The organism is Xanthomonas sp. NCPPB 1132 (assembly GCF_056629235.1).
Genome location: NZ_CM152819.1, coordinates 2,647,713 through 2,661,481, shown reverse-complemented (window position 1 = coordinate 2,661,481; position 13,769 = coordinate 2,647,713). Strand labels below are relative to the sequence as shown.

Here is a 13,769-nt window from a genome sequence, read left to right as displayed (position 1 = left end):
GGCGTACCTACGGAACGAATTGCCGATCTGGCGAAAATGAGTCGATTCATGCGTCTTCTGTTTCCAGCAAGGCACGCAAGTCGTCGGCGGACAGGCCCTCAAGCGCATCGGCATGAGCCGCAATGGCGTCCTGGGGGTACTGCTCTACGATGGCGCTCATCACAAGTGCGGAGAGTGCCGAGAGCTGAGCGGCCTGAAACAGACCGGCAACCGGTACGCTGACGCCGAACCGCTCACGCAACCGTGAGGCGACCTGCACGGCCAGCAGCGAGTGGCCGCCCAGCTCGAAGAAGTGGTCGTGGCGCCCCACCCGTTCCACGCCCAGCAGGTCCTGCCAGATCGCCGCGATCGCTTCCTCGATCTCCCCGTGCGGCGCTTCGTACGCACGCACCGGAACCGCCGCCGTCTCCGGCGCCGGCAGCGCCTGACGGTCCAGCTTGCCATTGGCCGTCAGCGGCAACGCCTCCAGCGCCACGAACGCGCTCGGCACCATGTACTCGGCCAGCCGCTGCAGCAAGACCTGCCGCAGCGCCGACACATCGCAGGCCACCCCCGGCGCCATCACCACGTACGCCACCAGCCGTGTGTCGCCCTCGCCGTAGGCACGCGCCACCACCACCGCCTCGCGCACGTCCGCACACGCCAGCAACTGCGCCTCGATCTCCCCCAGCTCGATCCGGAAGCCGCGGATCTTCACCTGGAAGTCGTTGCGCCCCAGGTACTCGATCGTCCCGTCGGCCCGCCACCGGCCCAGATCCCCGGTGCGGTACATCCGCGCCTGCGGATCGGCACTGAACCGGTCCGGCACGAACCGCTCCGCGCTCAACTGCGCACGGTTCCAGTAGCCACGTGCCACCTGCACCCCGCCGATGCACAGCTCACCGGCCACCCCCACCGGCACCGGCTCGCCCTGCCCATCCAGCACATACATGCGGGTATTGGCGATCGGCCGTCCGATCGGAACCGCGGGCCGCGTCGTGCCCTCGGCACAGTTCCACCAGGTCACCTCGATCGCCGCTTCTGTCGGCCCATACAGGTTATGCAGCTCCACCTGCGGCAGCTTCGACCGTACCTGTGCCGCCAGCGCCAACCCCAGCGCTTCGCCGCTACAGAAGATCTGCCGCAGTCCCGCACACCGGCCCGCCGGCAGACGATCAAGGAACGCCTGCAACATCGACGGCACGAAGTGCGCCACCGTGATCTGCGCACTTTCGATCAACGCGATCAAATAGTCCGGATCCTGATGACCCTGCGGTTGCGCCAGGACCAGCCTGGCCCCGGACAGCAGCGGCTGAAATATCTCCCAGACCGACACGTCGAATCCGAACGGCGTCTTGTGCAACACCCGCTCGCCCACCATCCAGGGGAACTGCGTCTTGCCCCAGTGAAGGCGATTCATCACCGCATGGTGTTCGTTCATCACCCCCTTCGGTTGCCCGGTCGAACCGGAGGTGTAGATCACGTAGGCCAGGTGCTGCGGCGTCAACCCGGCGACCTGCAGGTCATGCGTCGGCGCGTCTTCCCACACCCGCGCCGTCAAGACCAGCGTCGGCACCTGCGCCTCCTGCGGCAGCAAACCGAGCGTGGACGGCTGTGCCAGCACCGCCGTCGGCGCACAGTCGGCCAGCATCCCCGCCAGGCGCTCGCGCGGATGTGTCGGGTCCAATGGCACATACGCCGCGCCGGACTTGAGGATACCCAGCAGGCCTACCACCATGTCCAGCCCACGCTCGGCGCAGATCGCCACGCGCGCATCGGGCCTCGCGCCCAGGGCGGCAAGCCGGTGCGCCACCTGATTGGCACGCTGGTTCAACTCCGCATAGCAAAGCGTCACCCCTCCGCACTCCAGCGCCACCGCGTCCGGCGTGGCACGAGCCTGTTCCTCGAACGCGTGGTGGATCAGCGTCATCGGCCGCGGCATCGAGGTGGCGTTGAACACCTCCAGCACCCGCTCACGCTCCGGCGACGGCAACCACGGCAGCGAGACCAGTGCGCCCTCGTGCGCGCACAGCGCCTGCAGCAGCGTCTCCAGACAGGCAACATGCCGCTCGGCCGTCGATGCATCGAAAAGATCGGTCGCATAGGACAGTTCTCCGATGATCCGGTTGCTCTGAGGCCGCAACGAAAGCTCCATATCGAAGTGCGCCTTCGACGCTTCGCTCTGCAGCTGCTCCACCTGCAACCCAGGCAACGACAGTGCTTCATCTCCAGGCGTATTGTCGAAACTGAGCATTACCTGGAACAGCGGGCTGTGGCTCATGCTGCGCACCGGTTGCACCGCCTCGACCACCTGCTCGAACGGCAGGTCCTGATGCTCATAGGCGCCCAGGGTCGTCGCCTTCACCTGTGCCAGCAGATCCGCCACGTCCGCCGCCCCGCCCACGTTCACCCGCAGCGCAAGCGTATTGACGAAAAAGCCGATCAGCGGCTCCAGCTCCGGACGCATTCGGTTGGCTACCGGTGTCCCCACCACCACCTCCGCCTGCCCACTCAGGCGCGACAGCAGCACGGACCATGCAGCCAACAGCGTCATGAACACCGTCGTGCCGTGTCGCCGAGACAGTGCTGTCAGGTCGTCGCACAGTCCAACTGACAACTGCACTGGCACGCATGCGCCGGCATAGCGTTGCACCGCAGGCCGCGGCCGATCAACCGGCAATTCCAAGAGAATGGGAGCGCCTCGCAGCTGCCCGCGCCAGTATTCCACCTGATCGCGCCGCCCCTCGGCATACGCAGGGCTGCGCTGCCACAGGGCGTAGTCGGCGTAATGCAACGGCAGCGGCGGCAACGGATCCGGCTGCCCGGCCCGAAATGCCGCATACAGCGCATTGATTTCGCTGATCAACACGTTGATCGACCAGCCGTCGGACACGATGTGATGCTGTGTCATCAGCAGCACATGCTCTTCATCCGCCAGACGTACCAGCGAACCGCGGATCAGCGGGCCATGCGCCAGATCGAACGGTGTGTGCGCTTCATCGTGGCGGAGACTGGCCAGCACGGCTGCCTGCTGATCGGCAGACTGCCCGCGCAGATCATGCGCCCGCAAGCAGAATGGCGTATCTCGCGCCGAAACGACCTGTACGGCATCTCCCTGGTGACTCACAAAACAAGTACGCAGGATCTCGTGCCGGCTGACAACCCGGTCCAGACTCGCTAGCAACGCCACATCATCCAGCACACCGCTCAAGCGCAATGCCACCGGCATGTGGTACGCCGCCCCGGCCGACGGATCGAGCTGATCCAGGAACCATAGCCGTTGTTGAGCCCACGACATCGGCAACGCAGGGGGCCGCGGTGCACCCAGTGCAACAGGCACCTGAACGGATGCAGCCGATTCGTCAGGACGGGCCAGCAACGCGGCCAGATCGAACAACCGAGGGTGGGTGAACAGATCGCGCAAGCGCACCTCGCGTCCCAGCGCCTCACGCAGCCGCGAGGCCGCTTGTGCTGCTGACAGAGAATGCCCACCCAGCTCGAAGAAATCGTCGTATCGCCCGACCTGTCGCAACCCCAGCAGCGCACACCACACGTCTGCGATACGCTGTTCGACGGGTCCGCAAGGGGGCTGGTGCGGTTGCCGTACCACTGCATCGTCGCCCGGTTCAGGCAGTGCTGCACGATCGATCTTGCCATTGGGCGTCAGCGGCAACGCGGACAGCACAACGTAGGCCGCAGGCAGCATGTAGGCCGCCAGTTCAGCGGCGAGCGCCTGCCGCAGCTCAGCGACTCCGATAGTAGCGCCTTGCCTTGGTACCACGTACGCGACAAGCCGCTTTTCCCGGTGAACGTCTTCTCTCGCGAGCACCACTGCTTCGTCCACACCCGGGAACGCTGCCAGGCGCGCCTCGATTTCGCCCGGTTCGATTCGAAATCCTCGGATCTTGACCTGGAAATCAGTGCGGCCTACGTATTCCAGGATCCCGTCTGCGCGTCGGCGACCGAGATCGCCGGTCCTGTACATGCGCGCCCGGGGATCTGCCACAAACCCATCACGCACGAAACGCTCGCTGGTCAACTCCGGGCGATTCCAATAGCCCAAGGCCACCTGAGGACCGGCGATGTACAGTTCACCCACGACACCTACCGGCACCAGCGCGCCCCATCGATCAAGCACATGCACTGCGGTATGCGCCACTGGATGGCCGATCGGGACATCCTGTCCCTCCTGCAATGCCCCCTGCTCGAGCAGCATCGCCGTCGCATATACCGTGGTCTCGGTCGGTCCGTAGGTATTGAGTACAGGACAGGCCGTGGCCTGACTCCATGCGTCGAAGAAGCGTCGCTCTACCTTTTCTCCTCCCACCACAACGCGGCGTACCGATGGCGACGGCGCACCGTCCCGCAGGGCAATAGCCCAGCGATTCCAGAATGCCGTGGGCAGGTCGACGGTGTCGATCCGGTGGCTGGCCAGGAATGCGGCGAACTCCGCGTCGGCAGCCAGCAATGTCTCTGGCCGAAATACCAGTGTCGCTCCGGCCGATAGCGTCGGAAATATCTCGACAACCGAGCTATCGAACGACGCAGAAGCGAACTGCAGCATACGCTGGCCGGGTGCCAATGCACAGTTGCCGATATGCACGGAGACCTGTGCTGCAAGGTTACCGTGCGTCACGGCGACGCCTTTCGGCTCGCCGGTGGAGCCGGATGTGTAGATGAGATACGCGACGTCGTCGGACTTCGGCGCATTCGCTGCGCTCAGCAGCATCACGTCAGCCTCAGCTACATCTATCCCTGGCAGCACCACGCGATCGACGTCAGCGCGCGTCGGCAGAACGTCATCGGATGCCGGAGATACGACTACGCAGGCTGGCAGGCTGTCATCCAGCATGTATGCCAAACGGGCCTGGGGATAGCCAGGATCGAGAGGTACGTAGGCTGCGCCCGCTTCCCACGTTGCCAGCATCGCGGCAACCAGTTCCGTACCGCGTGGCAGGCAAAGCGCCACGCGATCTCCACGGCCGACCCCTCTCTCGGCCAGTCGGCACGTGATCTGGCTAGCGCGCAGCGCCAACTCGGCATAGGTGACTTCGACATCGCCGTCAACGAGTGCAATAGCCTCTGGTGCAACCGCTGCCCAGTGCCTGAAGCCTTCCAGCGCCGACCGAACGGCCGCGCACCCTGCTATACCTCCGCTCATGCTCGCTGGCCGAGGTGGCATGAGTTCCAACGCATAGACCTTCTGCGTCTCGTCAGACGCCATGCTCCCCAGCAGATGTGCCCATGCGTTTGACCATTCGGAGATGGTCTCACGCCCGTACATTGATGGGTTGAAACGAAGGTCGCAGCGCACCCCGGTCTCGAGTTCCATCGCCTCAAGCATCAGTGGGAACGTCTCGCCGCCGCTCCGCGCTACCGGATAGCCCCGCAAGTGGAGACCCGCCCAGGCGGTCGGCATCGATGCCTGGCACTCTTCCCAGAGCGCACGCATGCCTGCGCCGTGGCGCGCGTGCTGATATACGAACATGGTCTGGAACAGTTCGATCGTCGACAGACCAGAGCGACCACGCAGATCTTCCACCAGGCTGGAATAGGGATAGTCCTGGTGCCGCAATGCGCGCCGAGAGTCGTTGCGCGCCTGTCGCAACACGTCCTGCACAGTGGTGTCTTCGGTGAATCGCGCAACCAGCGCGACAGGATTGACGAAGTCACCTACCACATGCTCCCAGCGCGCCCCGCTGCGGCCGGGCATCGGCGATCCCACCGCGATCTCGGCTTGGCCGGTGATGCGGTGCAGGAAAATCTGCCATGCCGAAAGAAGGACTGTATAGATGCTTGCGCCATGGCGGCGAGCGAGTGCGCGCAACGCCGTAGTCAACGTCGGCGCAAGCCAGACAGGCACCACCTGTGTTTCGCCTGCTACATCCTGGCATTTGCGATCCACAGGCAACTGCAACGCTGGCGGCAACGACGCCATGACATGATTCCAGTGGGAACGCTGCGAAGCCGCCCGCTCCGAGGAAAGCCAGTCGCGTTGCCAGCCTACGTAATCCGGATAGTCGATGTCGAGATCGCCTCCGAATGGAGCCTCGGCATCCTGCAAAAGCAAGCCCAATTGTTCCAGCAGTATCCAGAACGACCAGCCATCTACCGCAATGTGGTCGAACGCCAATGTGAGAATCTGTGTGCCCGCCTCCTGCGCATAGAGACCCGCGCGATACGGTGCTTCTTGCTCCAGCAAGAAAGGCTGAGATGTGGCCCGAACGATCTCCTGCTGCAACGCAGCTTCGTTCCAACCGGTCACGTCCTCCACATGCAGTGTCGGCGCGACCTCATGGATGAAACGCTGATGTGGTATTCCATCGTGCTCGACGATGCGCAGTCGAAGTACAGCATGACGTGCCGCCAGCCGAGCCAGCGCACTGCGCAACACCTCCGCGCACAGATGGCCCTCGATACGAGCGGCAAAAACGATGTTGTGATCACCCTGGCGTTCGGGTGCCATGCGATACGCCAGCCAGCGGCCGCGCTGGGCCGCAGACAACGGAATCCATTCGGTCTCGGCCACATTGCAGGTTGCCACGGACACGCCACCCCCCCGACGAGAAATCACGATCCAGCTTCAGCCTCGCGCCTAACCGCGTCGGGTTTGGCGCGACAGCGCCCGACGCACTGCACTGCAAGGCGTTTTCGATACCGGCATTAGCAAAAAAGCGCGCGAATCAGCTGGCGGCAACGCACATCGCATTGCCGCGCAGATAGGACGTCCCGCAGGCATTCACCGTAAACCGCACACGACCTTGTCATGCGACTGAAATTGCCGCATGGCGGATGCCGCAGAGCGAGTAGCGAGTGGCGCGTGGAAGACGCACATCAGACATCCTGTCCATCCCAGTTCATCCCTAAGCTGCAATGACCATGCAGACCATGGCATCGGCGTTGCTGCAAACAACGTTTGGCGCACCAAGTAACGAGTCGCTACGAATGCGTGGTGCGGCTGGACTCTAGCGTCCAAAGCGGGTCTTTCACAATCGCATCACGCGACAATCTCTGGATCTGTGGAGCAAGTCGCACTCTCGCGCAAAAACCAATGCGGCACGGGTTGCATCTAACGCGGCCCCGACGAAGACAACATCCGCGACACGTGCGAAACATGCGCGTTGCAGAACGTGAAAGTAGCCGAGCAACGATCTGGAACTGTTCAAAAGGTGTGATATACAGGCGCACGCCGACGTTGCCAATACGGCAACCAACAGAGATGGAACTGTTCTTCCTAGCGCAATCTGGAGGCGCTCTCCGAATGCTTACTCGCCCTGCCGATGATCTGCGCGCAAGCCCCGAGCATGCATTTTTCCGACACCCGGCCTACGGCCGCAGGACCGCATCGTGAGTGCACTCCGTCCCTTCCGCACGCACCCCGTTGCCGCACGACTCATCCTGCTGGTAGCGATCCCGCTACTGGCGCTTGCGAGCTGGATCTGGCTAGAACTGCGCGGCAGTCTGCCACCAGAAGCGGTCACACGAATCACGAGTGGCGTGTCCTCGCCGGTCGACATCGAACGCGACGCGCAGGGCGCCGTTCACATCCGGGCGAAAACGGATTCCGATGCCTTCTTCGCAGTCGGCTATGCCCAGGCGCAGGATCGGCTTTGGCAGTTGGAAGTGCAGCGACGCATGGCACGCGGCGAACTGAGCGAGGTGTTCGGCAAGGACAGCATCGATGCCGACGTATGGCTTCGAACCCTGGGCTTGCACGCATCGGCGCGCAGCGCCTGGACCACGCTCAGCGCGCCGGCGCGCGCGTCGCTCACCGCCTACACCGCTGGCATCAATGCGCGTATCGCTGAAACCGACAAGCTGCCCGTCGAGTTCAGGCTGCTGGGACTGAAGCCACAGCCGTGGACCGAGATGGATTCATTGGCTTGGGTCAAGGTTTTCGCCCTGGACTTGGGCGGCAATTATCGTCGCGAGATGGACTACTACCTGACCAGATCGCTGCTGGGAGAGGATCGCGCCGCGACCTTCTTCCCAGGCTATCGCAGCGCTACGCAGGCCACTGTGCCTGCAGCGACTCCATCGGCCGATACAGGCCTCCAAGCGATGGCTGACACGCATCGCCGAGTATTGGCATCACTGCACCTGGCGCTGCCAAACACCGGCAGCAATGCATGGGTGATCGGGGGAAAGCACACCACCGACGGGGGCGCGCTTCTCGCCAACGACCCGCATCTCGGGCTTCAGATTCCCTCGTTGTGGTACGCCGTCAGCCTCGAGACGCCGACCCTGCACTCGAGCGGCATGAGCCTGGTAGGCCTTCCTCTGGTCGTGTTCGGGCGCAACGACCACATCGCGTGGGGCGGCACCAACATGATGGCGGACACCCAGGATCTGTTCTTCGAGCGAACCGACGCAAATGGCGATCGTTACGATACCGACGGCGGCTGGATCCCATTTGAACAGCGCACCGAAACAATCCGGGTCCGCGCGGAGTTTCCCGACGTCCTGCGACGACAGTATGCCCCCGTTACTCTGCATGTCCGAAGTACCCGGCACGGCCCCATCATCAGCGATCAGTTCGCCGTGTTCGACCGACCTGTCGCCCTGCGCTGGACCGGCCTGGATCCCGACGATTCCAGCTATGAGGCATTCTTCAGGCTGAACTACGCCAAAGACTGGACGCAGTTCCGCAGCGCGCTTGATCACCTGGTCGCACCCGCCATGAACATGCTGTATGCCGACAGGGCGGGCAATATCGGCTATATCGGCGCTGGACGCATACCATTGCGACGCCAGGGCGAAGGAACACTGCCGGTACCGGGCTGGGACCCGGCTTATGGCTGGAAAGGCTCGGTCCCCTCCGCCGAATGGCCGCAACGCTACAATCCGCCCGAAGGCTACCTGATCAGTGCCAACGACGGCATCAACGACGCGGACTATCCCTACTTCGTCTCGCATGACTGGGCATCGCCGGCACGGGCGCGTCGCATCCGGCAGCTGATCCAGGCAGGCATCGGTGCAGGCAAGACGTTCGATGTCGCGGACATGGAGCGCATGCAGGCGGATACGCTGGATCTCAACGTAGCGGCGATGATGGCGACCCTACGGAACAGGCTCCCCCCTGACGGGCACTCCAGTCGCGCCGCACAGTACCTTGCGCACTGGGACGGGAACACCCAAGCCGACAGCCAGGCCGCGAGCATCTTCCACGCCTGGATGCGGCAGCTCCGCCAGCAGCTGTATTCCAATCCACTGCAAGGCGACTGGAATAATCCGCAACGCACGCGCCAGCTGCGTCGACTTGCCGGTACGGTAAGGCTCGAGCAACTGGAACAGAGCCTGCGCAACGATGACGGCCACTGGTGCAGCGCCGCCAAGACGGCTAACAGTGCGCTACCCGCCTGCGATGCCGTGCTTGCCACCTCCCTTACCGCTGCGCTCAACGAACTCCACAAGCTGCGTGGGGATTGGAGCATGGACAGTTGGGGGTGGGGTCAGCTTCACCGAACCGTGTATGCGCACCCACCGATGAGCCACATCAAGCCGCTCCGCCCGCTGTTCGAACGCCGGATCGATAACGGCGGCTCCGCCGACGCCATCAATGTCGCGTCGGCCGATTTCAGCGATGCGGAAGGCTATCTCCAGAAATTCGGCGCAGGCTTCCGCCAGGTGATCGCCATGAGCCGGAATCGCATACGGCACGAGTACATGAACTCCACCGGCCAATCAGGCAATGTGATGAGCCGTCACTACGACGACATGGTCGAACCTTTTCAAAAGGTACGCTACTACCCGCTGTCCCCCGCAGCGACTGGCACCGACAGCGCTACCTCCGCCCGCGGGACCCGGCCATGAATCTGCTAGGGCAGTTCTCGGGCCGGGCGCCGAATCGGGTCTTCGCGTCGATCATTCTCGGCGGGCTGTCCGGCATCAGCTATTCGCTGCTGATCCCTCTGGTGCTGAGCGTGATTCAAGATGGCGACCGCCGATTCGACGAAGTCGTCTCGCCACCCACCACGTGGCTCTTCCTGGAGATCGCGAACGCTCCGTTCGCAATCGTCTTTGCGGCTGTCTGCGTCTTCATCCTGGTATCGCGCACCGTATCGCAGATCATGTTGACGCGGGTGGCCATCGATGTCGCGTCGGACCTGCGATCGCAGATGTACGCGCGCATTGCCGCAGCGCCACTTCAGGCGCTAGAGCAGATCGGAGGGCCGCGGCTGATCGCCGCATTGACCACCGACGTGCCCCGCATCGTGTTGGGCGCACGCCTGATGCCGGATCTTCTCATCAATGTGGTCACCCTGGTCGGCATGCTCGGCTTTCTTCTCGTGCTAAATTCGGACGTGTTCGTGTTCGTATTGGGCTGCATCGTGTTCGGCGTGGTGACTTACCAGATTCCGATCATTTTCGGACGCCGATACTTCGTCCGCGCGCGTGCCGGGTTCGACCATCTGCAGGAGTCCATCCACGGACTCATCCATGGAATCAAGGAACTCAAGCTCAGCGACGTCAAACGCAACACATTCTTCGGCGAAGTGCTCATGCGCCATGAGCGGGAGGTGCGCGACAGCGAGAAGTCAGGACATACGCTGGTTCGGGCGGCAAGTAATTACGGTGACCTGCTCAGCTTCTTCGTCATTGGCTGCATCCTGTTCGTATTCGTGAACTACAGGATCGTGACCAGCTCGGAACTGATCGGCGTGATCATGGCACTTCTGTACATTACCGGCCCGGTAGCCATGATCCTCAACTACATCCCGCAGTTGACGATGTCCCGTGTTTCCCTCAACCGCGTGGAACGGCTGTTCAATGAAATTCCGGCCGAGGCCATCGCCATGGGCCAGCTTCCGGCTGTCACATGGGACCGCATTCGGCTCGAGTCCGTCTGCTACACACATGCTGCTGCCGACGGCAAGGGCTTCCGGGTCGGACCGCTCGATCTGGAACTCCGCCGCGGCGAAGTCACCTTCATTGTCGGCGGCAATGGGTCGGGAAAGTCGACCCTCAGCAAGCTCATCACCCTGCACTACCGTGCAGGGGAAGGGACCATTCGGTTTGGCAGCCAAGCCGTCACAGACGCCACGATCGGCACGTTGCGCCAGTGCATCGGCGCGATCTATTCGGATTATCACCTGTTCAACCGCGTGCTCGGCGATGCCGATCCTGACAACCGGACGGAACAGATCACGTACTACCTCAAGGCCCTTGGCCTGGAACACAAGGTCCGCTATGAGGACGGTTGCTTTTCAACGCTGGCGCTCTCCGATGGGCAGCGGCGACGCATGGCCTTACTGGCCGCCATCCTCGACGACAAGGACGTCTACCTGTTTGACGAATGGGCCGCCGACCAGGATCCAACATTCAAGGCCGTCTTCTATCACGAGATTCTTCCAGCACTGAAGCGACGCAACAAGGTGATCGTGGCGATCAGTCACGACGACCGCTATTTCGATATTGCCGACAAGATCGTCACGCTGGAGGATGGCCGGATCAGCCACATACGTGAAACCGGGGGGGACGCAATCCAGCGCAACTTTCAGCCACGTGGCGATACATTCGTGCTCAGGGACGATGCGAGCGTACCCTAGAGCGCGTTATGAATTTTGAAGTAGAGCCTTAGCATTTCCGAGCATGATGATGCTGAAGACGATAAAGTCGATTCCTGCCAGGGTTTCCGGTAGGCGCTCGTAGTCACGAGCCAGGCCTCGGAGCCGATTGACTCACCACAGCTGCGCTCTATGACCCAGCGACGCGGCAGTGGCACAAAGCCTTCTTGGCCTCCGGTACTTTACCGCGCGCAGTTCGATGCCTTCTTCCTGTGCCGCTTCTGCCGGGCTTTTGCCTGTGTCGCCTTGATGGATGAAAGCCAGTTCCTCGTCTTGCCCGTGACATGCTGGACTTCCTGCGCCAGTGATCGCACCTGAGCGCGCCCCTGCTCGCTGGCAGGGGTGACCTGTACTGCCAACAGGTGGCCTAGCGTGTCCACAGCCATATGCAACTTACTGTCGTTCTTGCGCTTATAGCCGTCGTAGCCAACACGCGGTCCGCTTTCGCATGTAATCTACAGCGTCCGGCCGATCCAGGATCGGCACGTCAGGTTGCCGTTGCTCGCCTTGCGCAACCGGCAAGATCAAAGACTAGTCGCCAACCATTGCCTTAAAGCAGTCAGCCCGCAACCCCCGCTCGGTAGCTGGTAGAACGCCTCCCACGGCGGAAACCCATGGGAATCAAGCGCCAGGGCGCCCCGGCTCCCGCCATCCAGCGCAAGGCATTGAACATTAAGCGCTGGTCATGCGCTGCCGTGCTTGCGGATCCATCAGCGTCAAGCAGGGTGCAGCGAAGGCCCATTCTTCATTGGATACGCCCATCGGATAGGGGAGACTTCATCCGCTACGATAGCCGTGCGAGCCTCAGGTTCATAACCTGCTTAGCAAGAAATGAAATGGATCCCCGGATCCTGTGGAAATGCTTCCTGCAGCGGAGGTGCTACGACGCTGGGATCAGGATTGTCTGTCAGAGGCGATACAGACTGCCAGCGCCGTCCGGTGACATCCCGTCAATGCAGTCCGCCATCGGCAACCCCTGTGACCATCCCGCCGCCATGGCCTGCGCATCGCGTAATGGATCGGACGCCTTGGCGCGCTCATTGCGAAGACGGCAGGTTTTGGGGTCTTGGGCGAAAAGACCGCGCGCGAACAGTCTGCCCTGCTCTGCCAGCTTGGTGGTCTTGGGTCCGCGGATTGCGGCGAAGCGCGGCAATGCTTGATCCAGCGCGCCGTCCGCCTCTTCGAGGCACCGCGCGAGATGCCAGGCGTCTTCCAAGGCCTGACAGGCGCCCTGGCCCGAGGTCGGCAGTGGCGCGTGCGCCGCATCGCCGACGAGCAGCACATTTGCTCGGCTCCAGGTGTGTAGCGGCTCCACGTCATGCACGGCGATCAGTTGGATGGATTGCGCCGGCGTGGCTTCGATGAGGCGGGCGACCGGCTCCGGCCATCCTGCAAACAGATCCATCACCTCCCTGCGCATCTCCGCTGCGGTAGTCGCCTCGGGCAATGGCCGCGCCTGCGCGGCGGCCCAGTACACCAGATCCGTCCGGATCGGGACGCAGCCGAAACGGTCGCCGGATCCCCAGTAGTCATGAATTGCCATGTCGCTCAGCAACGGGCCATTGCCCTGCGCAACGCCGATCCAGTTCACGAACCCTTGGTAGATGGGCGTGTTGTCCCCCGCGACGAACTTGCGCGCCACCGAGCCCATGCGGCCATCCGCGCCAATGAGCAGATCCGGACGGATGCTCTTCCCGTTCTCGAACCGTGCCACGGCCTTGCCGCCAGCATCCAGATCGATCGCGACGGCTCGATGCCCGAACTCCACCTGGATACCAGCGCGTGCCACGTGGTCCAGCAGTACCGCCTGCAAGTCGCGGCGCAGGATCGTATGGGTCGGGTAGCCCATGAGTCGGTCCAGCAGCGTGATGTCCAGGCCTCCCAGCGCGTTACCCGCTGCGTCTTTGCGGTGTACCGACACTGGCCGACCGCCCACCGCCCCGACATCCTCCAACAACCCGAGTTCCTGCAGCACAAAGCCAGCGTTGGGCCAAAGCGTCACGCCAGCGCCCATGGTGGCCGGCCCGTTCCGACGTTCATAGACGCGCAGGGTGTGCCCCTGCTTGTGCAACGCGAGGGCCACGCTCAAGCCTGCAATGCCGCCCCCCAGTATTCCGATTTCCATGCCGATGCATCCCGATTCGATTGGTCCAGGCGTGCCATTGCAGGGCAGCCGTTGGACGGGAGTGCATCTTGGACCTCGCCAATTCCGCCAACTAGCAT

The 13,769-nt window shown here is 62.9% G+C and carries 4 protein-coding genes and 1 pseudogene; 2 read left to right on the top strand and 3 right to left on the bottom strand.

The features are described from left to right. Positions 1–46: 46 nt before the first annotated feature. A complete protein-coding gene (locus AC1G9L_RS11280) occupies positions 47–6,508 on the bottom strand; it encodes an amino acid adenylation domain-containing protein (RefSeq protein WP_481069082.1) in 6,462 nt (2,153 codons plus the stop codon). A gap of 818 nt (positions 6,509–7,326) precedes the next feature. On the opposite strand from AC1G9L_RS11280, the gene AC1G9L_RS11275 reads away from it, so the two are divergent. Further along, entirely contained in the window at positions 7,327–9,792 is a 2,466-nt protein-coding gene (locus AC1G9L_RS11275; protein ID WP_481069080.1) for a penicillin acylase family protein, read from the top strand. Then, entirely contained in the window at positions 9,789–11,528 is a 1,740-nt protein-coding gene (locus tag AC1G9L_RS11270; RefSeq protein ID WP_019799338.1) for a cyclic peptide export ABC transporter, read from the top strand. Before AC1G9L_RS11275 ends, AC1G9L_RS11270 begins: the two co-directional genes overlap by 4 nt. 6 nt (positions 11,529–11,534) lie before the next feature. Here AC1G9L_RS11270 and AC1G9L_RS11265 read toward each other — a convergent pair. After that, positions 11,535–12,308, bottom strand: a pseudogene (locus tag AC1G9L_RS11265) (transposase). 145 nt (positions 12,309–12,453) lie between these two features. Next, positions 12,454–13,629 (bottom strand): FAD-dependent monooxygenase, encoded by a 1,176-nt coding sequence (locus tag AC1G9L_RS11260; RefSeq protein ID WP_481071106.1) that lies wholly within the window; start codon positions 13,627–13,629, stop codon positions 12,454–12,456. Positions 13,630–13,769 lie beyond the last annotated feature (140 nt).

What these genes read in the sequence shown, in the direction of transcription:
- AC1G9L_RS11270 (WP_019799338.1), top strand. Translation starts at nt 9,789, where the DNA reads ATGAATCTGCTAGGGCAGTTCTCGGGCCGGGCGCCGAATCGGGTCTTC.